General features: G+C 56.0%; 17 protein-coding genes, 1 tRNA gene and 1 pseudogene. 7 read left to right on the top strand and 12 right to left on the bottom strand.

Annotated features, from left to right (window positions below):
• Positions 1 to 228: 228 nt before the first annotated feature.
• Entirely contained in the window at positions 229 to 2,898 is a 2,670-nt protein-coding gene (alaS, locus tag AC0V61_RS00220; protein WP_486155239.1) for an alanine--tRNA ligase, read from the top strand.
• Here the strand turns inward: alaS and AC0V61_RS00215 are convergent.
• From AC0V61_RS00215 to cpdR, 5 genes are all read right to left on the bottom strand, one after another.
• Positions 2,895 to 4,658: a cation:proton antiporter domain-containing protein gene (locus AC0V61_RS00215; RefSeq protein ID WP_486155238.1), complete on the bottom strand. Its 1,764-nt coding sequence runs from the start codon at positions 4,656 to 4,658 to the stop codon at positions 2,895 to 2,897. The genes alaS and AC0V61_RS00215 overlap by 4 nt on opposite strands.
• A 165-nt stretch (positions 4,659 to 4,823) precedes the next feature.
• A complete protein-coding gene (locus AC0V61_RS00210; protein ID WP_486155237.1) occupies positions 4,824 to 6,044 on the bottom strand; it encodes an NADP-dependent isocitrate dehydrogenase in 1,221 nt (406 codons plus the stop codon).
• 136 nt (positions 6,045 to 6,180) lie between these two features.
• Positions 6,181 to 6,741, bottom strand: coding sequence for a DUF924 family protein (locus AC0V61_RS00205; protein WP_486155236.1), 561 nt, complete (start codon positions 6,739 to 6,741; stop codon positions 6,181 to 6,183).
• 101 nt (positions 6,742 to 6,842) lie between these two features.
• A tRNA-Val gene (locus AC0V61_RS00200) sits at positions 6,843 to 6,917 on the bottom strand.
• Positions 6,918 to 7,019: 102 nt separating this feature from the next.
• On the bottom strand, positions 7,020 to 7,409 hold the full coding sequence (gene cpdR / locus AC0V61_RS00195) for a cell cycle two-component system response regulator CpdR (RefSeq protein WP_486155235.1): 390 nt from the start codon (positions 7,407 to 7,409) through the stop codon (positions 7,020 to 7,022).
• 421 nt (positions 7,410 to 7,830) lie between these two features.
• Between cpdR and AC0V61_RS00190 the strand changes: the two genes are divergently transcribed.
• Positions 7,831 to 8,712 (top strand): N-formylglutamate amidohydrolase, encoded by an 882-nt coding sequence (locus AC0V61_RS00190; protein ID WP_486155234.1) that lies wholly within the window; start codon positions 7,831 to 7,833, stop codon positions 8,710 to 8,712.
• Between the two features lie 335 nt (positions 8,713 to 9,047).
• Here AC0V61_RS00190 and AC0V61_RS00185 read toward each other — a convergent pair whose 3' ends face one another.
• Positions 9,048 to 9,830, bottom strand: coding sequence for a SapC family protein (locus AC0V61_RS00185; RefSeq protein ID WP_486155233.1), 783 nt, complete (start codon positions 9,828 to 9,830; stop codon positions 9,048 to 9,050).
• Positions 9,831 to 9,955: 125 nt separating this feature from the next.
• Positions 9,956 to 11,404, bottom strand: a complete 1,449-nt coding sequence (locus tag AC0V61_RS00180; protein WP_486155232.1) for an FAD-binding oxidoreductase — start codon at positions 11,402 to 11,404, stop codon at positions 9,956 to 9,958.
• A gap of 164 nt (positions 11,405 to 11,568) precedes the next feature.
• Here AC0V61_RS00180 and AC0V61_RS00175 point away from each other — a divergent pair, with 164 nt between their 5' ends.
• The 3 genes from AC0V61_RS00175 (at position 11,569) to trhA (ending at position 14,525) form a co-directional block, all read left to right on the top strand.
• Positions 11,569 to 12,219: a hypothetical protein gene (locus AC0V61_RS00175; RefSeq protein WP_486155231.1), complete on the top strand. Its 651-nt coding sequence runs from the start codon at positions 11,569 to 11,571 to the stop codon at positions 12,217 to 12,219.
• 192 nt (positions 12,220 to 12,411) lie between these two features.
• On the top strand, positions 12,412 to 13,809 hold the full coding sequence (locus AC0V61_RS00170) for a DEAD/DEAH box helicase (protein WP_486155230.1): 1,398 nt from the start codon (positions 12,412 to 12,414) through the stop codon (positions 13,807 to 13,809).
• Positions 13,810 to 13,880: 71 nt separating this feature from the next.
• Positions 13,881 to 14,525 carry a PAQR family membrane homeostasis protein TrhA gene (trhA, locus tag AC0V61_RS00165; protein WP_486155229.1) on the top strand — a complete coding sequence of 215 codons (645 nt, stop codon included), beginning with the start codon at positions 13,881 to 13,883 and terminating at the stop codon, positions 14,523 to 14,525.
• Here trhA and AC0V61_RS00160 read toward each other — a convergent pair.
• Positions 14,522 to 15,028 (bottom strand): DUF7282 domain-containing protein, encoded by a 507-nt coding sequence (locus AC0V61_RS00160; RefSeq protein ID WP_486155228.1) that lies wholly within the window; start codon positions 15,026 to 15,028, stop codon positions 14,522 to 14,524. The two genes, trhA and AC0V61_RS00160, sit on opposite strands and share 4 nt — an antisense overlap.
• Positions 15,029 to 15,091: 63 nt before the next feature.
• Positions 15,092 to 17,406: pseudogene (locus tag AC0V61_RS00155) on the bottom strand (ATP-dependent helicase).
• A gap of 245 nt (positions 17,407 to 17,651) precedes the next feature.
• On the opposite strand from AC0V61_RS00155, the gene AC0V61_RS00150 reads away from it, so the two are divergent.
• Positions 17,652 to 18,005, top strand: coding sequence for a hypothetical protein (locus tag AC0V61_RS00150; protein ID WP_486155227.1), 354 nt, complete (start codon positions 17,652 to 17,654; stop codon positions 18,003 to 18,005).
• 71 nt (positions 18,006 to 18,076) lie between these two features.
• Here the strand turns inward: AC0V61_RS00150 and rsmD are convergent, their stop codons facing one another.
• Genes rsmD through AC0V61_RS00135 form a run of 3 tightly spaced genes read right to left on the bottom strand, consistent with a single transcriptional unit; the run spans position 18,077 to position 20,614 of the window.
• A complete protein-coding gene (rsmD, locus tag AC0V61_RS00145; protein ID WP_486155226.1) occupies positions 18,077 to 18,655 on the bottom strand; it encodes a 16S rRNA (guanine(966)-N(2))-methyltransferase RsmD in 579 nt (192 codons plus the stop codon).
• Entirely contained in the window at positions 18,655 to 19,443 is a 789-nt protein-coding gene (locus tag AC0V61_RS00140; RefSeq protein WP_486155225.1) for a pseudouridine synthase, read from the bottom strand. Before AC0V61_RS00140 ends, rsmD begins: the two co-directional genes overlap by 1 nt.
• 10 nt (positions 19,444 to 19,453) lie before the next feature.
• On the bottom strand, positions 19,454 to 20,614 hold the full coding sequence (locus AC0V61_RS00135; protein ID WP_486155224.1) for an aromatic ring-hydroxylating oxygenase subunit alpha: 1,161 nt from the start codon (positions 20,612 to 20,614) through the stop codon (positions 19,454 to 19,456).
• Between the two features lie 73 nt (positions 20,615 to 20,687).
• Here AC0V61_RS00135 and AC0V61_RS00130 point away from each other — a divergent pair, with 73 nt between their 5' ends.
• Entirely contained in the window at positions 20,688 to 22,478 is a 1,791-nt protein-coding gene (locus tag AC0V61_RS00130) for an AmpG family muropeptide MFS transporter (protein WP_486155223.1), read from the top strand.
• Positions 22,479 to 22,558 lie beyond the last annotated feature (80 nt).

Raw genomic sequence — 22,558 nt, 5'->3', positions numbered from 1 at the left:
GCCTCCGGAGACATGGAATACCGGCGCAAAAGCGCTTTCGCTCTTGAGCGAAGGCACGCTTTGCGCCGGTTTTTCATTGGATTTCTTGGATGGGGTAAGCTGTGTGCAAGCGCCACATGTTCAGTCTGATCGAAGATTTGCCGTTAGCTTTCGCTTGTCGCTGCCTCGCGCTTAGCTTACCTGCCTCGCAACACCTTTGAAGGCCTTATAAGAAGCACGAAAATTCACATGACCTCTACCAACGATATCCGACGTTCATTTCTCGATTTCTTTGGAAAGCAAGGCCACGTGACTGTGCCTAGCGCCCCGCTTGTTCCTTATAATGATCCGACCTTGATGTTTGTGAATGCGGGTATGGTTCCCTTCAAAAACGTCTTCACCGGGCTTGAGGCGGCTCCTGGACCATGCGCAACCTCATCGCAAAAATGCGTAAGGGCCGGGGGCAAACACAATGATCTCGACAATGTAGGATACACCGCGCGGCACCACACCTTTTTTGAGATGCTCGGCAACTTCTCGTTTGGCGACTATTTTAAAGAGCAGGCCATCACGAATGCCTGGACACTTTTGACGCGTGAATGGGGTCTTCCTGCAGATAAACTGCTGGTGACCGTTTATCACACCGATGACGAGGCGTTTGATCTCTGGCGCAAGATTGCCGGGTTGCCTGAAGAACGTATTGTTCGCATCGCTACCAATGACAACTTCTGGTCAATGGGCGAGACTGGGCCATGTGGTCCATGTTCTGAAATATTCTATGATCATGGTGATCACATTCCCGGAGGGCCTCCTGGAAGCCCGGATGAAGATGGGGACCGCTTCATCGAGATCTGGAACCTTGTGTTCATGCAGTTTGATCAGGCGGCAGACGGTACGCGCAAGGACCTGCCAAGGCCTTCTATCGATACTGGCATGGGTCTCGAGCGGATTGCTGCGGTAATGCAAGGCGAGCACGACAATTACGATACCGACACATTTAAAGCGCTGATTGCGGCATCGGAAGGGTTAACAGGTGTCGCTGCCACAGGAGACAGCCAAGCCTCACACAGAGTGATTGCAGACCACTTGCGCTCGACTTCATTCCTCATGGCTGACGGTGTGCTCCCTTCAAACGAGGGACGCGGCTATGTGCTGCGCCGCATCATGCGCCGCGCCATGCGCCATGCGCATATTCTTGGCGCAAGCGAACCTTTGATGCACCGGCTTGTGCCTTCGCTTGTGACCGAAATGGGGCAGGCGTACCCGGAACTTGGGCGTGGGCAAGCGCTGATTGAAGAAGTGCTGCTTCGCGAAGAAACACAGTTCCGCAAGACGCTCGACAAGGGTCTCAAACTCTTGGACGAGGCAACCGGTGATATGGGCGAGGGCGGGGAGCTCGATGGTGAGACTGCGTTTAAGCTCTATGACACCTACGGTTTCCCTTACGATTTAACCGAAGATGCCCTTCGTGCACGCGGGATAGCAGTCGATAAAACTGGCTTTGACGCGGCAATGTCTCGCCAAAAAGAAGCAGCGCGTGCTGCGTGGAAGGGGTCGGGTGAAGCGGCTTCAGATGAGATATGGTTTGATATCGCTGACCGCGCAGGCGCAAGCGAGTTTACGGGCTATAGCGCAACAGCGGGTGAGGGCACGGTTATTGCCATCATAAAAGAGGGATCCGAGGTCGAAGCTGCTGTTGCTGGCGACGATGTGGTGATCCTTACCAACCAGACACCGTTCTATGGCGAGAGCGGCGGTCAGGCCGGCGACACTGGCAAGATCACGACCTCAGCGGGTTTTGCTGCAGAAGTTTCAGACACGAGCAAGCCTCTAGGCCGACTTCACGCGCATCACACAAAAATCTCCGCAGGCGAAGTCAAAGTAGGGGACAATGTACAGCTCGAGGTGGACGTTGTGCGCCGCAATCGTGTTCGCGCAAACCACTCGGCCACTCACCTCGTCCACGCAGCGCTTCGCAACCAGCTAGGGAACCATGTCACACAGAAAGGTTCTCTTGTAGCTGATGACCGGCTGCGCTTTGATTTTTCTCATCCTAAGGCACTTTCTGCCGAAGATATCTCTGCAATTGAGGCTGAGGTGAATGCGGAAATCTTGGCCAATGAGGAAGTGGCGACCCGCCTCATGAGCCCGGACGATGCCGTTGACGCAGGAGCATTGGCATTGTTTGGCGAGAAGTATGGCGACGAAGTGCGCGTTCTTTCGATGGGCCGTAAAGGTGGCGAGGGGCGTAACTACTCAGTCGAGCTTTGCGGCGGAACCCATGTCAATGCCACCGGGGATATCGGTCTATTCCGTATCATCTCTGAAAGCGCCGTCTCATCGGGTGTCCGCCGGATTGAGGCGCTTACGGGCGATGCTGCCCGCAATTGGCTGGTGGCCCGCGAAGAGGCACTCAAATCCGCTGCGAGCGTGATTAAGGCGACACCTGAAGAGGTTCCAAACCGTATCACAGCCTTGATGGAAGAGCGCAAACGGCTTGAGAAAGAGCTCGCAGAGGCCAAGAAAGCGCTTGCACTTGGCGGAGGCGGTTCGGGCGGTGACGCTAACTCGGCAGCTGACGAGGACGTTGGCGGAGTATCCTTTAGTGGCCAGGTTCTGGAAGGCTTAAACCCCAAGGAACTGCGCCCGCTCCTCGACGAAACCAAGCAGCGTCTTGGCACCGGGGTCGCGGCTATTGTCGCGGTTAATGACGGCAAGGCCAGCATTGCAGCAGCGGTCACCGACGATCTCACCGATAAGTTCAGCGCTGTCGATTTGGTACGCGCAGGTGTTGAAGCCTTGGGCGGAAAGGGCGGCGGTGGCCGGCCTGATATGGCGCAAGGCGGCGGCCCGGATGGCTCGAAGGCTGCGGACGCTATCGCTGCGGTCAAACAGGTTTTGGCGGGCGTGACCGCTTAACCGTCCGCTGTTGATGTGCGCAGCTTGGGGCGATCCTTTAGTCCCCCATCGATCTCGAGCTTTTCACGATACTCGTCGCGTTTCTCGTGGATTGATGCGATGACCGGTCCCATCGCAACGCCAATATCAACCAAAACCGCTTCGGAGAGTTGAAGTGAGCTTTCAAGGGTTTCTGGCACGGCGTGACTAGCGCCCGCGCGGTAGAGCTGTGCGGCGTGATCGGTGTCTCTTGCGCGCGAGACAATCAACAAGTCGGGGTATTCCCGGCGCAGTTTTGAAACCAGACGCTGCGCCAGGATTGGTTCATCCATGGTAAGAACCACGGAAGGTGCTGTCTCAACTCCAAGCCTGCTAAGCGCGTCTCCGCGTGCAGCATCACCAAAGGTCGCGCGGTAACCGGCGCGCTTGGCATCTATGATAAGATCGGGATTGGAATCGAGTATGACATAAGGTTGATCGTGGGTTGTCAGCATTTCGGCAATGAGGCGTCCAACCCGGCCTCCGCCAATGATAATCGTGCGAGCTTCATCGATGTCTTCTTCAGGAAGCTCGGGAGTTGCCTCAATTCGTCTAGCGATAACGCGGCCCAAACGAGCCAAGACGGGCGTTATGGTCAGGCCAAGCGCGGTCACGATCTGCCAGAATTGTGCCGTCTCATTATCAACAACCAGCGCGCTCGTGGCGGCTGCCAGCACGATTAGAGTGGTTTCCGATGGGCTCGCCATCAGGACGCCGGTTTCTGCTGCCGTGCTCCTGCGGGCTCCCATCATTTTGAGAAGAGTTCCCGTGATGATGGCTTTGAAAACGAGCAGTCCGACCAAGGCGCCTAGTATTTCTCCGATATTGGCCCAAATTTCCAACAGGTTGACGCTCATGCCTATGGTGATGAGAAAAACGCCCAGCGCGAGGCCCTTAAACGGCTCCATGATGGTTTCGACTTCGCCATGATACTCTGTCTCTGCGATCAGTAGCCCTGCGATGAGCGCGCCGACAATTGGCGAGAGGCCGGTTGCGGAGGTTGCAAGGCTTGCACCGATGACCACTAGCATTGTGGCAGCGAGGAATAGCTCGGGGCTTTTGGTACGCGCCGCCTGACTGAATAGTCGCGGTAAAGCCAAACGCCCAACGACCAAAAGAACCAGAATCACCAAGCCGCCATAGATGAGAGTGCTCGTGAGGCCCGCGACGCCATCTCCCGCGGTATTGGGGGCAAGTGCACCCAGGATGAAGATAATTGGTACGATCATGATGTCTTCAAACAACAACATGGAAAGAGCCGCCCGACCCACCGGGCTCTTAGTGCCAGAAATTGGAAGCACGATCGCAGTAGAGGAGAAGGCGAGGGCAAAACCCAAAGCCAAAGCAGCCGTAGTGTCCATCCCTGAATACTGACCAAAGAACGCAGCAGAAATACTGCCAATGATGAGAAGCTCAAGGCTCCCAAGACCAAAGACCAATTTTCTGAGTTGCCACAGTCGGTTGAAGGAAAGTTCTAACCCTATGGCGAAGAGCAGCAGAATTATTCCAAAGTCAGCAAAGGGCGTTAATCGCTCAGGGTCTGAAATGGTTATGTACTGCAGCCAAGGGGCTTCAGCGACCAAAGCACCTAAGCCAAAAGGGCCCACAGCAACGCCAATCAGAATGAACCCGATAATCGGAGTGATCCGAAAACGGGCAAATACCGGGATGACAATGCCTGCTGATCCCAAAATCACCAAGGCGTCTTGCATTACCGGGGAAAGGGTGAGTTCGCCTGCCATAAATGCCTTTGGTAGCTCCTTTGGGACCGCGTGGAGGTTGCAGTGCCGCGTGTGATCACATCGCTGTCAAACCCGCGGTTTGCAATGCACTATAGAGTCAGAACCAGAAGGGGCGGCTGTTCGTTCCAACAGCCGCCCCTTAAAAGTTCGTTTTCGAAAAACTGCTTAGGCCCAGCTCTTCATTTCGTCGTCGAGGTTTTGCACGATCGCCTCAAAGAATTGCTCTGTGGTGAGCCAGTTTTGTGATGGACCGATGAGCAGCGCCAAATCCTTGGTCATCTGTCCCTTTTCGACCGTCTCAATGCACACACGTTCAAGTGTCTCAGCAAAACGGACCACGTCAGGGGTTTCATCGAATTTGCCGCGGTACATAAGCCCACGCGTCCAAGCAAAGATCGACGCGATCGGATTGGTCGACGTCGCTTTACCTTCTTCGTGCTGACGATAGTGGCGAGTGACCGTACCATGAGCAGCTTCTGCTTCGATGGTCTTACCATCAGGTGTCATCAAGACCGAGGTCATGAGGCCGAGCGAACCGAAGCCTTGTGCGACGGTGTCAGACTGAACATCGCCGTCATAGTTCTTACAAGCCCAAACGAATTTGCCTGACCATTTGAGCGCCGCGGCGACCATGTCATCGATCAGGCGGTGCTCATAAGTGATGCCAGCTTCGGCAAACTTGTCTTTGAATTCGTTTTCAAACACCTCTTCGAACAGGTCTTTGAAGCGGCCATCATAGGCTTTCATGATCGTGTTTTTGGTGGAGAGGTAGACCGGCCACTTACGGTCAAGTCCATAGTTCATAGAGGCGCGCGCAAAAGCGCGAATGGAATCGTCAAGGTTGTACATCGCCATGGCAATGCCGCTCGATTCAAATTCGAAAACCTCAAGGTCAAGGTTCGTGCCATCATCGCCTTCGTACACCAGACGCAATTTGCCGGGGCCTGGGATAAGCGTGTCGGTTGCACGGTATTGATCACCAAATGCATGACGGCCAACAACGATGGGGTTCGTCCAACCGGGCACAAGGCGCGGCACATTGTCGATTACGATAGGTTCGCGGAAGACAACTCCGCCAAGGATATTGCGGATCGTGCCATTAGGCGAGCGCCACATCTTCTTTAGGTCAAATTCCTCAACGCGCGCTTCATCAGGAGTGATGGTTGCACATTTTACGCCAACGCCGTGCTCTTTGATCGCATTGGCCGCGTCTACGGTGATCTGGTCATCTGTCTCGTCGCGTTTTTCAATCGAGAGGTCGTAATATTTCAGATCCACATCGAGGTAAGGCAGGATCAGCCGTTCACGGATCCATTGCCAGATGATTTTTGTCATCTCGTCGCCGTCGAGTTCGACGACTGGGTTCTTAACCTGAATTTTTTGCATGGCGAACGCCTGTTCCTTCCGTCCAGAGGAAAGTCATTAAATTGATTGTGCGGATGTTTGATCCCATCCCCGCAAGGGGCTTTAGCAGAGGAGCGGCGTTGCGCAAGTCAGGCCGCTGACCTTACGCGGACCGTAGTCAAAAACCGCTTCCGGGCTCGCTCAAATAGGCCAGTTCTTCCGGTGTTGAAGTGCGTCCTAAGACGAGATTTCTATGGGGGAACCTCCCGAAGCGGGTAATCACGTCGCGGTGGGCATGCGCATAGCGGGTAAACTGTTCGTCCCCGATTGTAGCTATCAAATCAACGGCAGTGTTTTGGTCCGCAAGCTTCTCGCTATGTTCAAAAGGCAAATAGACAAAAACGCGAAAAGCCACGTCAATCTCATGATCCCACCGTCTTTCCACCATTTCGCATGCGATCTCCAGAGCCAGCTGATCAGTAGCAAAGCTTCGAGCATCACCCCTGAACAGGTTGCGAGAAAGTTGGTCAAACAAGATGATCGCACAAAAAGCTTCTTTGGGGGTTGTGAGAAAATCAGCCGAAGTTTTGGCACAGAGCTGAGCATGGAGCGCACCAAAACGCTCTTTGATCTGTTTATCGAGCGTGGCGCTTTTTCTAAACCAGTCTCTGGGCTCGAGCTCGGCACACCAAAATGCGTAAACGATATCGCACCAGTCAGCTTTTGAAGACTGCGTCAAAGGTTAAGCTCCATCGCCTCTTTAATGGTACGAAAAACCAAGGGATAAACAAAAGGCGCCGCAATTGCGACGCCTTCATGAAGGATGCTTCATTGAGGAGATGGTGGGCGTACCAAGATTTGAACTTGGGACCCCTACGATGTCAACATAGTGCTCTACCCCTGAGCTATACGCCCGCACCATCATCCAAACCCCCATCATTTCCGATAGAGGAAGCGGCGCGTTAGCGAAGCTCACACTCGAGTGCAAGCGATTCGCGGCGTGCGCCTTCGTTTTGCTTAAACGCGTGCTTCTTGTTGTTCTTCAAAAGTACGTTCAACCTCGAGCACAAGGTCACGCAGATGGAACGGTTTAGAAAGAACCTTTGCATGCGGTTGTTCCCGGCTTGCACGAAGGCTTACCGCTGCGAAGCCTGTGATGAACATCACTTTGGTGCGAGGCGACACCTCTGCACAACGTTGTGCGAGCTCGATTCCATCCATTTCCGGCATGACGATGTCTGACAAAAGCAGATCGAATTGTTCTTGCTCAAGCAGCGGGACGGCCTCTGTCCCCCGGTCAACGCTGGTTACTTCAAAACCAGCCTTGGTGAGAGCGCGCTCGAGATAGGCACGCATGGCCTCTTCATCTTCGGCAAGAAGGATTCGCGGGGATGACGTCGTGTTCATGGCATCGCTGATACAAGCAATCGCTTAAGAAATCTTTTGCTTTGCATAGAGGTGCCCTTTTTTGAAACGTCCAGAATAGATCATCTTTATCGGCAAATGCTCTTATCCCGTTCAAGCCCGCCGGATTGCAGAGCGGCCCGCGCGCAAACACAAGGAAGCTTGAGATCATTGGTGCTGCTTCCAGAACAGAGAGTTTTGCCTTTGACTCGTGGCAACATTGCGGGCAGCACTAACGCGCAATGTTCGCAAGTTTCCCGCCACGCAAAGCGCCCCAATCTCATTCAATTCTCGAGCGCAGTTCTGCTACTGCGGTCGAGGCTTCTGAACGCCGAGATCTCGTCACATCCAAAGGGGGTATGTGAGCGCAGGGGATAAAAAGGTTCAGCCAGCGCCCGCATATGTACATGTAGCCCCGCGTCATATGCCATTGCCAGTTTTGATCGCTGTGCCTCACGCTGGCCGCGCTTATCCTTCTGAAGTGATCACTCAGATGCGCGACGCTGATCGCAGCCAATTGCGGTTAGAGGACAGGCGCATCGATACCGTTGGCGTAGACATCGCGAAAGCGACGGGCACAGGATTGCTGGTCGCTCATGCTCCTCGGGCGATGTTGGACCTTAATCGTGCGGCTGATGACATTGACTGGGGAATGATGGCAAAGCCAAAGGACTTCGACAAGTCTGTGTTTATAGAAGCCATAGATCGTCGTTGCAGGGCTAAGAATTCAAGCAACTCAAGGGCGCGCAGTGGCCTTGGACTGGTTCCGCGCCGATTGCCCGGATTTGGAGAAATCTGGCGCTCAAAGATCGCCCCAGCAGAGGTCAAGCGGCGGATTGAGCATATCCATCAACCCTATCACGAGTTTCTGGAAGCGGAACTCGTTCGGATTCGCGATTCGTGGGGGGCGGCGCTTTTGATTGACCTTCATTCCATGCCTCCTTTGCGCCGCCGAGCAGGGGAAAGACATGCTCCTCATATCGTCCTTGGTGACCGTTATGGTGTATCCTGCCATGAAGCACTCTCGAGCAGTGCTTTTCGTCACCTCGAACAACAAGGCTGTGTGACCGCACATAACCGCCCCTATTCGGGTGGATATGTCCTGGATCGCCATGCTCGTCCCCCGCAAGGCATCCATGGCATTCAGATCGAGGTTTGTCGCAGTACATACCTGGATGCAGCACTCGATAAGCCCACGCCAAATGCGAAGGTATTGGCGCAGATGCTGGCGAGCCTTGTTCGCATATTGGGAGCTGAAACGGCGGGACTGGGTTCACGCGGCCAGGTGGCACAGGCGGCCGAATAGAGCTTCCTGAAATAATCCGGAGATTTCACAGCCCGTTTCAATTGGGCGTAGTTATGCCGCGCCCTGACAAAAAGAAGCCACCTCGTGCGAAAGGGGGGAAGCACGAGGTGGCCAGGTTCAGGGAGGATCGCGCGAGAATGCGCGTTCCGGAGCGGCTCATGAGGGGGTAACCGCCCCCGCACGCTAAATAGAATTTGGGCGGCCTACATTCAAGATGTAGGCCGCCCAAATTGCATCGCATATGGACGCGATTTACCTAAATCAGAGGGTTAAAGAGACAATTGAGTTCTCATCTTACAGTCTTTTAACCGACTTCTATTTATTCTAGTCGACGCTTAAGCGTCGGGCATAGGGACTTTGCCTTGCGCACTCTGTTTCTCGAAGACAACCCGCATAAGGTTCATTGAGAAGAGATGCGCATGGATCAACATAAGCATGCCGCTTTTGTTCAACTCTTCCACTTTCTTTGTGGGAAGTTCGCGTAGCTTTTCCTCATTGACCATACGAAAACCGCGATAGACAAATGGCTTTTCAGGCATATCGTTGCGTGTGATCGCAATTTCGCCATCCATGAGCAGGTCCATCTCTTGAAGTTGGTCGAGGAACGCCTTGGTGCGTTGACCAGACGTCTCAAAACGGCGGCAGAATTCCAGCACGTCGTCGGTGTACTTCGTTGGCTTGTGACCATCACCATCGGCTTCAAAAAGTGCCTGGCCTTCTTTGTTGTCTTTGCCAACAACGCCCGCTTCTGGATCGAAGCAAAGCGACATGTCTTCGCTGCCCTGGTTCAGCTTTGCGAGGATGAAAGGATAGCGACGGATGTATGCCGGGACATATACGCCGGCTTCGAGTTTACCGTTCTCTTCGATGAAAGTGTTCACGCCTTCATTGAGGCCCATCAGCGCAATTGGAAGAGGCGCGTCATTCGCGGTAAAGACGATAGGATAGTGGCGTTGCGCATCAACGAACTCGTCCACTGTAAGTGGAATTGCATGAGTGTCGGCCATGAAAGAGGCATCGTCAAAGCTTGCAACTTTCCAGTCCGCGTGATCGCGGCTGTTAAGTGGAAGCAAGTCTTTGTAGAAAAGCGGAAGTTGTGGCTGTGGCGCGCTCGCCATGGATAGTCTCCTAAAACCTAATCTGTTGTCATCCCCGGATAGTCGACGCACACAATCACGCAGTCCCACCCATAGTTGGCAGGCGCTTTAGGCGTTCAATTGCTAGGGTGCAAGCACGAGGGTGGTTACGCGCCCTCATTTACGAGAAGCTTGCCGGGGTTAAGTAAGCCGTGTGGGTCTAGCGCCCGTTTTACACGGTGCATTATGTCCAACGATACCCGGTCACCAAGGCGGTTGAGTTCTTCCACTTTCATCTGCCCTATCCCATGCTCTGCACTAATTGATCCGCCCCAAGCGGTGACCATATCATAGACGCGCGCGCTGACCTGTTTTCCTTGTCTCTCTTCCCATTCGCCCGGAACTGCTCCTTTCGGAGCTATCACATGAAAATGCACATTGCCGTCGCCCAGATGGCCAAAAGCAACCGCTCGCGTGCCTGCAAACTCATCTTCGATTGCGGGCGAAGCTGCGAGTATGAACTCGGGCATCTTGTCGACGGGGACTGAAATGTCATGCTGCATAGCCGGGCCAAGTGCGCGTTCAGCCGCAGAAATGGAATCGCGAAGTGTCCAGAATTCTTCTGCCTGTCGCTCGTTTGAGGCGATCACGCCATCGCTCAGCAAGCCGGTTGCAGCTGCATCGCCTAGCACGCCCTCCAACCTTTCGCGCAAGGCCGCGTCATCGATTTCGGCCGCTACGCATTCGATCAAGGCATTCCAAGCGTGTCGTCCATTCAAAGGCGAGCGTGCATCGGGAAAGTGTGCGAGGACGCTGTCCAAACAGTGATCGGGGACCACTTCAAATCCCTCAAGAGTGTCGCCAAGTGCTCGCTCCACCTGTCGAAGAAGTGTGCGAGCATCGGTGATCGACCCTAAACCGACCCAAGCCGTGGCCCGTGCACGTGCAGCGGGGAGCAGGCGCAATGTCGCAGCGGTCACAATTCCCAGCGTCCCCTCAGAACCGATCAGAAGCTGCTTGAGATCAAAACCGCGATTGTCTTTCTTCAAAGGAGTGAGCGCATCAAAAATGCCTCCATCGGCAAGAACAGCTTCCAGTCCCAGGACCTGTGCGCGCATTGTCCCATGACGCAGCACCTGCGTGCCGCCAGCATTGGTGGAGATAAGCCCTCCGATTGTCGCAGATCCCTTACCGCCCAACGTCAGCGGGAAACGCATATCTGTCTCTTCAGCGGCCTCATGCAGGTTTTGCAGGATCACACCGCCCTCGCAAATCACTTGGCCAGCGCCCGGATCAAGCGAGCGGATGGCGTTCATGCGCCGCAAAGAAAGCAAGATGGCAGCGCCACTTTTGTCCGGTGTCGCTCCTCCTGCCATGCCGCTATTGCCCCCTTGTGGCACGATAGGGACGCGGTGTTGCGCACAAAGTTTGACGATTTCTGCAACTTCATTAGTTGAAGCCGGTGAGGCAAGTCCAAGCGCCGCTCCCGAATAGCGTCCCCGCCAATCGGTCAACCATGGCTCAAGGTCATCATCGAGACGTGTCCAGCCCTTAGGGCCAAGAATGCGAGAAGTTTCTTTAGAAAAAACGGTTGTGCTGTCAGTGAGTGTCGTCATTGTTGCGCCTATGCCACATAAGCGGGTTAATGCACTAGAGCTGAGGCGGCCATGGAAGAACAGTTAAGGCAGCGTTCAATCACTAATGCTAGCCAGAGCGCTCACCACCCGACGGACGCAGTGCGTCCTTAAGGGAATGCCGCTGGGAGGGTTTAAGGGCGCCGATGTCTAGCCTTTATACATTTGCTGCGTCTCTAACGCTCATCTTGCCTCTCATGGGGCAGGGAAATTTTGCGAGCGATGTTCCGGCGGTCGAAAGTGACACGTTGGGTTCTTCGCATGCACCGATCTGTCAGTCCGCATCCGAAATCGATCCGAGTGTGGGCCAATCGGTAAACCACAGCGAAAAACCACCAAGGCAGTCTGAACTTCCCAATTCGCAATTGAGCGGAACGAATGCGTTGGATGCATTGTATAACTCGCGGACCGTGAACCAAGTGCGCATCAAGCGCAGCGTCACTGTGCGCATAACGCCCTATCGCCAAAGCAATCGCAACCGCTTGTTCGCACAGCTTCCAAGGCGCGGTGTCACACGTGCCTATGAGGAACGCGAGATGGCGAGCTGTGTGGCTGTCTCTGGAATTGCCGGAGTGCAGACCGGGACAGGCAATCGGCTGCTTTTGTTTCTTCGCGATGAACGCATCGTCAGCGTAAACCTTGCCCGAGGCTGTGAGGCTCGAGACTTCTATTCAGGCTTTTATGTTGAGCGCAATGACGATGGTAGGCTGTGCGTAAAACGCGATTTGCTGCAGTCGCGCAGCGGTGCAAAGTGCGAAGTCGAGCGCATGCGGCGCTTGGTTCTTGCCGAAGACTAAATACCTCGTTGAGCGCTGCAGACCGTCTTCGGATTAGACAGTTGCCTTCGCCAATCACCCCCTTTTCTTGACTCTAAGAGCCTTTTTGGCCAAGCGGGCCCTCTGTTATAGAGGGCAAGCACGCAGTTTCGTGCAAAGCTCTCTAACGTACAAGCAGGCTTGCCTCACTTAATCCGGAAACTTTGCGACCCTATGACTTTTGCCGATCTCGGCCTTTCTGATGAATTGCTCCAAGCAGTGGATGCTGCTGGATACACAGAGCCTACCGCTATTCAAGCAGAGGCGATTCCCGCCGTCTTGATGATGAAAGACCTCATCGGCATTGCGCAGACAGGGACGGGCAAGACCGCTAGCTTTGTGCTTCCGATGATCGATGTGATGGCTGCAGGACGCAGACGCGCTTTGATGCCGCGCTCACTGATTTTGGAGCCGACCCGCGAATTGGCAGCACAGGTTGCCGAAAACTTTGAGAAATACGGCAAGAACCACGACCTGAAAATGGCGTTGCTTATTGGCGGCGTGCAGATGGGCGACCAGATCAAGGCTTTGAACGAGGGCGTTGACGTTCTGATTGCGACGCCGGGCCGCTTGATGGACCTTTTTGAGCGCGGCAAGATCATGCTCAATGGGTGTGAGCTTTTGGTGATCGATGAAGCCGACCGGATGCTCGATATGGGCTTTATCCCAGATATCGAGTTCATTTGCGACAAGCTGCCCGATACGCGTCAAACAATGCTGTTCTCAGCGACAATGCCGCCCCCGATTGAGAAACTGGCGAAGAAGTTCCTCAACAATCCCAAGAGGATTGAAACGGCGCGCGCGGCGACCACGAACAAGGACATCACCGCGTTCAAGATCCCGGTTGATAAGCGCAAAAAGCGTGAAACGCTGCGCTGGATCCTCCAAAACGATCACGTTGAAACCGCAATCATCTTTGCGAACCGCAAGACGACCGTGCGTGAGCTTAACAAGAGCCTTCAAGGCCACGGCTTTGCGTCGAGCGAGATACACGGCGACATGGACCAAAGTTCACGTTTGAAGGAGCTTGAGCGGTTCAAATCAGGTGATGTGAATATCCTCGTCGCCTCCGACGTTGCGGCGCGCGGGCTCGACATCAAAGGTGTCAGCCATGTTTTCAACTTCGACACCCCGTGGCACCCGGATGACTACGTCCACCGTATCGGCCGCACCGGCCGCGCCGGGGCAAAGGGACGCGCGTTTACGCTCGTATCGGGCGAAGACGAAGAGGCGATTGCCAATGTCGAAAAGCTAACCGGCCACCCGGTAAAAGTGTTTGGCAAAGAGGACGTCCGGGTCGAATTGGCGGATCCGGGCAAGGGTGATGACGGCGAAAGAAAAGCGGCAAAAGAAAAACCAAAGCGTGCTCGCCGCGCAAAGTCCGACGTCGAGGAAGACACATCCAAGAAAGCCCCGCGTAAGGATCCAACCCGCGAACGCTCGAAAGACGCTGCTGAAAAGCCAGAGCGCAAAACCCGTGCCCGCAAGCAGGATAGGGATGATGAACCCACAGCTCCTGGAGAATGGAACGGACCAAAGCCTGGCTTCCTAGACCAAGGATTTGGCAGCTAACCCTGTTCAAACTGGCAGATTAGACAAAACCGCTAGCCTAAGGCCCTTGCACCGCGCTAAGCGCAAAGGCGATGTTTCCCAGCACCACCGCTCCTGAACGCAAGGCCGACTTTTGGGTCCATGCGCTTGGCCTTGCCTTTCTCGCGCCGGCCAGTGTTTTCTTGATCAAAGCGGGATTTGAAACCGGCAACATTCTGCTTTTGGCTGGGGTGGTGGTCTACGTTTTTGCGGGGCTATTTTCGATCAGCATTTCGTTTGCGTACCATTTGTTGCCACGACACGAGCTACGCGCCCGCCTTCGCAAATGGGATCACGCGGCGATTTATGTCGTCATCGCGGGCGTGTTTGGGCCGCTGCTGGTCGTGTGCGACACATGGAGCGGCTATGCGATCCTCGGCGTTTTGTGGGCATTTGCGATTGGCGGAGTGGTTTTTAAACTGGGAGGGGCAAACCCGGACTCCAAATGGTCGCTGATTTCGTACGTTGGCATGGGCTGGTTTGCGGTTGTCGCGTTGCCTGACTTCTGGGTGGGACTGCCCAGCATAAGCCTCGCTTTGATTGCCTCGGGCGGTGCATTCTATACCGTTGGAACGTTGTTTTATAGTCGTAAGACAATGCCTTACCGCTATCCCCTTTGGCATGCCATCGGGACAGGGGGAGGGCTTTCGTTCTTCGGCGCTATCTGGCTGGCTGTGGGCAGTTTGGGCGCAGCCTAAGGCGCCGCAAATACGTGGGCGACCATGCGATTGCCCTCGAACACGGCGCGGTCCTCGACGTTGATGCCGTCTTCCACGAACACAAAGTCAAACACGCCATCCTTATTGCTGTCCGAGTGCAGCATGACGAGGAACATGGTGCCGGGTTCTGGTGCAGGGTTAAGCGTGATGCTTACGTCTTTGTTCGTGCCGCTCTCGACAAAGGTATAGCCTGCGACCCAGTCACCATTGGGTTTGCCGTCGATAAAGGGGTGAAGAACAAGCCAACCATCCCCGTCGATATGCACCTCTTTGAAGGTTAGTTTTGCGCCATCGCCGCGCCGCACTGCGCTGCTCCCGGAAGTGATGCGTTGCTCGGTGTAGGTTGCGTCGGCTGAACGGCTGAGGCCTTCAACCGTGATCCAGTTTTTCTCGCCATTGCCCAGCGTCATCGTAGGCGCGTCTTGAGCGAGCGCTGCTGAGCCTAGCCCCAGAGCCAGTGTGATCCCGAGTATCGTGCGCATAAATTTTCCCCTCTCAAGCGCCGCATATTACAGGTGTTTGCGAGATGGGGAAGGGGAGCTTGCTTAGGTCACCGGGGTCACAAAGCTGTCGATCACGCGCTTTTCGCCCGCATCCTCGAATTGGATGGTGAGCTTATTGCCTTCCTGATCGATCACGCATCCAACGCCGAATTTCGCATGTTCGACCATAGCGCCTATTGCGATGTCAGAGCGGGGCTGGCTGGCAAAACTCGCAGCCGAGCGTCCCGGTTCGGCAAGGCGCTTTTGCTGCGTTTCATAGCCTGTCGAGACCGCGCGTTGCCAGCCTGGGCCTCGCGCCTGTGCGCGCGAAGGGTTTTGCTGAGCTACATGGGCGAAGGGGTCTTCGTTCTCGCTCCAATTGGCGCGCCATAAAGATGCGCCGCCGGTCATGGTGCTCTCTTGGTCGATGAATTCTTCCGGCAGCTCTTCGATAAAGCGAGATGGGATGGAGCTTGTCCATTGCCCATAAATTCGGCGGTTCGCGGCGTGCAAGATGATGCATTTGCGCTTCGCCCGCGTAATCGCAACGTAAGCGAGGCGGCGTTCTTCTTCGAGGCTGGCGAGGCCCCCTTCGTCTATGCTGCGCTGAGAGGGGAAGACGCCCTCTTCCCAGCCGACGCAAAAGACGTTGTCATATTCCAGACCCTTCGCCGCGTGCATCGTCATGATGGTGACGGTTTCTTCCGCATCGCTGCGGTCATTGTCCATGACAAGGCTGACATGCTCCAAGAAGTCGCCGAGGCTCTCGTACTCCTCCATCGCGCGCGCGAGTTCAGAGAGGTTTTCCGCGCGCCCTGCGCTTTCGGCCGAGCGGTCCTTTGCGAGCATATCGTTATAGCCGCTCTCATCCAGCACAAGGCGCAGGAGATCAGCGGGAGACATAACCTCAGCCGCCTCACGCCATGCCAAGAATTGCCGCAGCAATCCGCCAATGGTGTTTGCCGCGCGCTTCGGCAATTCGTCGCTATCGGCCAATTGCAAAGACGCCGCCGCCAAGGGCAAGTTCACCCGGCGCGCGTGAATGTGCATCTTCTCCAGCGTTTTGGAGCCAAGCCCGCGTTTGGGTTGGTTGTATATCCGTTCAAACGCGAGGTCATCTTGCGGCTGTGCAATCACCCTCAAGTAAGCGAGGGCATCGCGGATTTCGGCGCGCTCGTAAAAGCGAAAACCGCTGATAATTCGGTAGTTGATCCCCACTTGGATGAAGCGGTCTTCAAATTCGCGGGTTTGATATTGCGCGCGCACAAGGATAGCGACTTGGTCAAGCGGTGCGCCTTCGCGTTCCAATCGCTCAATCTCTTCGGAGACCCGCCGCGCTTCTTCGGGACCATCCCACACGCCGATGATTTTGACCTTGTCGCCGCCATTGGCCTGTGTCCAAAGCGTCTTGTCATGGCGCTCTGAGTTGGCTTGGATGAGGCCCGAGGCCGCACCCAAAATCTGCGGGGTGGAGCGGTAATTCTGCTCCAGCCGGACCACAGCTGTGCCGGGAAAATCCTTTTCAAACCGCAGGATATTGGCAACTTCTGCCCCGCGCCATGAATAGATCGACTGGTCATCATCGCCGACCACGCAGATGTTCTTGTGGGATTGGGCGAGCAGACGCAGCCAGAGATACTGCACCGCATTGGTGTCCTGATATTCGTCCACCATGATGTATTTGAAGCGGCTCTGATACTCGGCGAGCACATCGGTGTGCTTGCGAAAGATATTGAGCATATGCAGCATCAGATCGCCAAAGTCGCAGGCGTTGAGGGCCTTCAGCCGCTCCTGATAGGCCCTATACATCTGTGCGCCCTTGCCATTGGCGTAGGCTTCGTTTTCGACCGGATCGAGATCATCAGGATTGAGCCCCGGTTCTTCCAACGGTCGATGCACCCAGCCAATTGCCGCGCAGGCCAGCGTTTCTCATCAAGCTCATGATCGTTGATAAGCTGCTTCAAGAGCCGCAGCTGATCGTCGGTGTCGATGATAGTGTAATTGCTTTGCAGGTCCACCAGTTCTGCGTGCCGCCTGAGCATTTTTGCACAAATCGAGTGGAAGGTTCCAAGCCACGGCAATCCCTCTCCCGGAGCGCCCAAATGACCCGCCACTCGCTCACGCATTTCGCGCGCAGCCTTATTAGTGAAGGTGACGCACAGGATCTGACTTGGCCACGCGCGCCTGGTCGCCACCAAATGCGCCATGCGCGCTGTCAGCGCCGCCGTCTTCCCCGTTCCGGCGCCGGCCAGCATGAGCACAGGCCCTTCCGTTGTCAGCACAGCCTCACGCTGCGGCGGGTTCAAACGCGCAGCATAGGGCGGCACGCCAGTTTCGGGCGCGCTATTGGGAGCAGATTGGGGAAGGTTTGCACTCATGATATCGGCAGAACAAGTATAGAACAAATGTTGGAAATGCAACTTCGCATATTGTGGGCCCGCGCGCACGCACCTGTGATGCGCCGTCCCCGATAAATCGTCTCAGCCCGTTTGGGAAACACCTCTCGCTGATGCGTGTGCCTCGCGCGATCTGGGCAGGGCGGGGGGCTATGCGAGGGGGCAAACTGGTGCGAGATAGAGGGCGTTCGTCATCGCTTGGGAATGTTCACTTAAGGAGAACCCCCGTGCGAATTTCACATCTCTATCTCTTCGGCGTCGCGCTTGCGACTTTTGGCTTTGTGGCCGCTGCTCCTATCAGCGCTAAGCCGCAGGATGCGCCATCATCCTCGGCGCCATCATCACCTGAACTGTCGGCCGAGCAGCAGGCTGAGTTCGACAGCTGGCCCTCGACGCAGCAGGCGCAATATGAGCTGTGGCCTGGTGAGACGCAGGCCTATTATTGGGAGCTGCCCAAACCACGCCAGATGCTGTTCTGGCAGCTGGCCGATCAGGACAAGATTGCGCTCACCGCGATGACGGGGCCAGAGCGCGATGCGGCGTGGAACAAGATTGAGGCACGCGCGCCCGCTTCGTCTTAATTCGCGTCGTCATAGCTCGAAAAGTCTCTCCCCCACACCAAAGTGGTCCTTTGGCAGGCAGTGGCGCCTATTCAGTCCGGCGTCTCACCTGTGTCGGGAGCAGGGGCGGGCTCACGCGTGAGCAGTGTGAGCCTGCCCTTGCCAACCTTACGGCTTTTCTCAAGTTTAAGGCCTTTGATCTCGGGCTCCTCATCAAATGCTGTTTCTAGCGCTATCCATGTGCTTTCGTTGATCCAGCCAAGCCGCTGAAGGCGGTCTAGCGCAACTTCACCTGCGCCCGTGCGATAAGGCGGATCGAGCAGCAGCACATCGTAAGGCTCGCGCGCGGGGCGAAGACCCATGACCGAGCCAGCTTCGATAGTGCTGCGCGCGCGGGCGTCGAGCGTGGTCACATTGGCGCGGATTGTGTCCAAAGCCTCACGGTCCTGTTCGACGAAGAGGCAATGCGCAGCGCCGCGTGACAGCGCTTCGAGGCCGAGGGCTCCCGATCCTGCGAAAAGGTCGGCGACGCGCAAGTCTTCAAAGCTTCCAAGCCTGCTGGTGAGCATTGAGAAAAGCGTCTCGCGCGTGCGATCAGCGGTGGGCCTTGTGGCGTCTCCCTTGGGCGCAACAAGCTTGCGCCCGCGCCACTCGCCTGCGATAATCCGCATTATCTTCTGCCCTCTTTGAGGGTGCTGATAAAGCGATCAAGGTCGCCCTTTTTGATGCGCACCGCTTGTCCGCGCGGAAGGTCGCCCAGCGCAAACGGTCCATAACCCACTCGGATCAAACGGTTTACCTCTAGGCCAAGATATTCGAGCACACGGCGAACTTCGCGGTTTTTGCCTTCGGTGATGGTCATCTCGATCCAGTGGTTCTTGTGACCCTTACCCCCCGAACCGCGCTCTAGGTTCGCGTCGATAGAGCCATAGCGCATGCCTTCAATCTCAACGCCTTCACTTAGCGCCTCCAGCTGTTCCTGCGCAATTTCGCCGAACGCACGCGCGCGGTAAGTGCGCGGGATGCCTGACGAGGGAAGCTCCATCATGCGTTTGAGCCCGCCGTCATTGGTGAGCAGCAAAAGCCCCTCTGTGTTAAAATCGAGCCGCCCAATGGGCATGACGCGCCCGGTATCCTTGGGAAGGGCGTTTACGAGCGCGGAATAAATCGTTGCGCGGCCCGCAGGATCGCGCTCTGCGGTGATAAGGCCCGTTGGCTTGTTAAAGGCGAAAAGCTGAGAGGGTTCGGGCGGTCCCACAGGCTTTCCATCGACGCTCACGCCCCTAAGCGAAGTGAGGAAGGTCGCAGGCGTTTCCACCACATCCCCGTTCAGCGTGATGCGCTTGTCGGCAATCATCCGCTCAATCTCGCGGCGGCTCGCCACACCTGCGCGGGCGAGCAATTTGGCGATGCGGTCGCCCTCGGGGCGATCTTCGGATTTCTTGGGGTTTGTGGGCATGAGACGCCCTTTAGGCGCTCAAGTGCTCCTGCACAATCGCATCAAAGCGCACGATGCCGCTTTCCAGCGTTCCCATGGTGAGCTCTTTGATCGCGCCGCTTTCCAAACCTTGTTGGCCAAGCTCTGCTGCGCGGAAGTCTTCGGATGCAAAAACGCCGCCATCAAGCAGGTTCCAGCTCTTCTCCCAATGCTTGAGAGCCTTCTCAGTTTTCGGCTCTTCTGGGATGAGCATAAAGTCCTCGACCACGGTGTGGTTATGCGCGCTCGGCATGATGACCATAATGTTCACGTAATCGGGGCTGGGCACGATGACGGTTGCGGGAAACAGTTGATAAGCAAAGGTAATCACCCGGCGCATGGCGGCCATATCGGTGAGGTCAACGTCCTCCATTTCTTCCAAACGCCCCACGGCAGAGCGCATATGCGGGCCGACGATATCGCCGCTGGTGATGCCGTCTTTGAAGAAGGGGCCGATGGTGTTCGCATGGAGGCGCGTCACATGATAGCTCTCCAAAAACGCATCCATGATGAGCTTCCAATTGCCCTTCACCTGGTGCGTTTTGCGGCGGAAGAGGTGCAAGTTTGCCATTCCAAAAGCGTCGAAATCGGCACTGATCGCTTTAGCGTCTGTGAAATTGGCGCCTTCGACTGGCGCAAACCAAATGAGGCCGCCAGTTTCCAGCGAGGGCAGCTCGACAAGGCTGTGCTCTGATTTATCGAGGCCGGGAAAGGTTTCAGGGCGGGGCAGAGCGAGGAGCTTGCCGTCCAGTTTGTATGTCCAAGCGTGATAGGGGCACACCATCCGTTTGGCGCAAGCCACGTCTTTGCCTTCAACCAGCCGCGTGCCTCGGTGTTGGCAGACATTGAGGAAGACGTGCGCCTTGCCGTCATTGTCGCGCGTGATGAGAAGCGGGCGGCCCGTGTCATCGTGCGGCACCATCATGCCGGGTTCGGGGAGCAGCGCTGAGGGGACGAGCACCTGTGGGAGCTGATCAAACAGCCCCGCTTTCTCGCGCGCAAAGTGATCGGGGCAGGTGTAACGGCTGGCCGGGACTGTGCCGATGGTATCCACCGGGCGGCGCGCTTCGCCTCCACGAATGCTCTCAGCCAGCGCGAGTTGGCCCGCGGTTGGGCTTAAGTTGGGCAAATCTTGCGTTGTTGCGGCGTTCATCGCCCTCTCCCTATTTCCCTCGGGCGAGTTATGCCCCACACTTGGGATGAAATCAAAAGGGATAAAGCAAGACGTGACCACAGCTGAAGCCGCAGAGCCTGAAAAGCCTAAGAAGCCCGGCATTCGCGAAGTCCTGCGCGCGCTGCGGAACAAGAAGTCCGCCTATATGGCGCTCTTCGGTTTCACCAGCGGGCTGCCCTTCGCGCTGTTCCTAGGGACGCTTTACGCTTGGCTGTCAGAGGCTGAGGTGGATTTGGAGACGATGGGCGTTTTCTCGCTGATCGGTCTTGCCTACGCCTTCCAATTTATCTGGTCGCCCTTGGTGGACAAGGTCGATTTGCCGGGACTTCGCAAGCTGGGCAAACGCAAGCAGTGGATCGCGCCGATGCAGCTGAGCCTCGGGATCATCCTTGTGACGCTCAGCCTTCTGGAGCCCAAGACGCAGCTCGGCTGGTTCTCGCTCCTCGCAGGGATTGGCGCTCTTGCCAGCGCGACGCAGGACATTGCCATCAACGCTTGGCGCATCGATGTGGCAGACGAGGAAGCAACCCTCGATATGCTCTCGACGATCTACCAAATGGGCTTTCGCCTCGCCTCGCTTTTCGGCGGCGCATTGGGGCTTATCATCGCGGCGCGGATCGGCTGGCCTGAGACCTATATGATCTTTGGTGCAAGCGTCCTTTTGATCGGTTTTGCAGGGCTGTTCGCGCCCGATAGCGAGCGCGGGAAGGTCGCAAACGCCAGCGATGACGAGATCGAAGAGCTTTACCAAGTGGGCGAAGTGCGCCCGCAAGTGCGCCGCAAGTTCCTTTGGGCGGTTGTGGGCCTTTGGGTCTGGGCGCTAACGATCCTTGGCATTTTCATGGTCCGCGCGCTTGGCGGGTTTGTGCCGATGATGGGCGTTGTTGATTTGGGGTTCCTCACGCTCGATCCCAACTGGCTGCTTGGCATGTTCGCTCTCAACGAAAGCGGGCGGCCTGATCCAACCGAGTTCACCGCTAAGATGGGGCCGTTCATTATCGCAGCGACTATCATCGTCCCTGCGGCAATTGCTGGCATCCTGCACCGCCGCAAAGCCGATGCACACGACGTAATTGGCGCTGGCGACGCAACAGTGAGAGCCTCTGGCGCCGTCGACCATCTCTACCGGGCATTGCTTGCGCCATTGGTGGAGTTTGTAGGCCGCATCGGCTGGCCTTTGATCCTCATCTTGGCGCTCGTTCTGACCTACCGGATTTGCGATGCGATCTGGGGGACGTTTGCCTATCCGTTTTATCTGGGTGAGCTCAATTACACCAATGATGAGGTCGCCTTTGCCTCCAAGTTCTTTGGTGTTGGCGCGATTATCGCTGGGCTTGCCTTGGGGGGATACATGCTTACCGGTTTGGGGCGGATGCTTACGCTCACCTTAGGCGCTCTCATGGCGGCGCTCACCAATCTGCTCTACGCCGATATGGCCGTGGGCGGGGCGAATATGCAGTGGGCAAGTGATCTTACGGGTTTCACTTGGCTTATCAGCACTTTCGCGCCCTTCGGCTCTGATGCTTTGCCGCGCCTGACCTTCACAATCATGTTTGAGAATTTGGCGATTGGCATTGCTGGGGCTGCCTATATCGCGTGGCTATCCTCCATCGTGTCGAAGAAATATGCAGCGGTTCAATACGCGCTTCTCTCCTCGCTCACGCTGTTGGTGGGCACGCTGGGGCGCGGGGCCTTGGGTGAGATGATAGAGACCCAGGGCTATTTCGACGTGTTTGTGCTGACGACCTTTATTGGGCTTTTCGCCGTACTGCTGTGTCTTGCCGAATGGTATCGCCAGTCCAAGATGGGTACGGACGATGTTGAGGCGCAGCCTGCAAGTTAGCCATTAAACCACACCAGTTCGTGCTGAGCCTGTCGAAGCACGCTCGCTAACGCGGTTCATCCTTCGACAGGCTCAGGACG

The sequence above is a fragment of the Erythrobacter sp. JB1-4 genome, from assembly GCF_057365025.1.
The sequence above is the reverse complement of the archived record's forward strand: the minus strand, read 5'-3'. Positions and strand labels throughout refer to the sequence as shown.

Bases quoted from the DNA above. Each gene is read 5' to 3' on its own strand.
- rsmD (WP_486155226.1), bottom strand. From the start codon at position 18,655: ATGCGGATTATCGCAGGCGAGTGGCGCGGGCGCAAGCTTGTTGCGCCC.
- AC0V61_RS00180 (WP_486155232.1), bottom strand. From the start codon at position 11,404: ATGACGACACTCACTGACAGCACAACCGTTTTTTCTAAAGAAACTTCT.
- AC0V61_RS00215 (WP_486155238.1), bottom strand. From the start codon at position 4,658: ATGGCAGGCGAACTCACCCTTTCCCCGGTAATGCAAGACGCCTTGGTG.
- AC0V61_RS00135 (WP_486155224.1), bottom strand. From the start codon at position 20,614: ATGAACGCCGCAACAACGCAAGATTTGCCCAACTTAAGCCCAACCGCG.
- AC0V61_RS00185 (WP_486155233.1), bottom strand. From the start codon at position 9,830: ATGGCGAGCGCGCCACAGCCACAACTTCCGCTTTTCTACAAAGACTTG.
- AC0V61_RS00140 (WP_486155225.1), bottom strand. From the start codon at position 19,443: ATGCCCACAAACCCCAAGAAATCCGAAGATCGCCCCGAGGGCGACCGC.
- AC0V61_RS00190 (WP_486155234.1), top strand. From the start codon at position 7,831: ATGCCATTGCCAGTTTTGATCGCTGTGCCTCACGCTGGCCGCGCTTAT.
- AC0V61_RS00210 (WP_486155237.1), bottom strand. From the start codon at position 6,044: ATGCAAAAAATTCAGGTTAAGAACCCAGTCGTCGAACTCGACGGCGAC.
- cpdR (WP_486155235.1), bottom strand. From the start codon at position 7,409: ATGAACACGACGTCATCCCCGCGAATCCTTCTTGCCGAAGATGAAGAG.
- alaS (WP_486155239.1), top strand. From the start codon at position 229: ATGACCTCTACCAACGATATCCGACGTTCATTTCTCGATTTCTTTGGA.
- AC0V61_RS00160 (WP_486155228.1), bottom strand. From the start codon at position 15,028: ATGCGCACGATACTCGGGATCACACTGGCTCTGGGGCTAGGCTCAGCA.
- AC0V61_RS00170 (WP_486155230.1), top strand. From the start codon at position 12,412: ATGACTTTTGCCGATCTCGGCCTTTCTGATGAATTGCTCCAAGCAGTG.
- trhA (WP_486155229.1), top strand. From the start codon at position 13,881: ATGTTTCCCAGCACCACCGCTCCTGAACGCAAGGCCGACTTTTGGGTC.
- AC0V61_RS00175 (WP_486155231.1), top strand. From the start codon at position 11,569: ATGTCTAGCCTTTATACATTTGCTGCGTCTCTAACGCTCATCTTGCCT.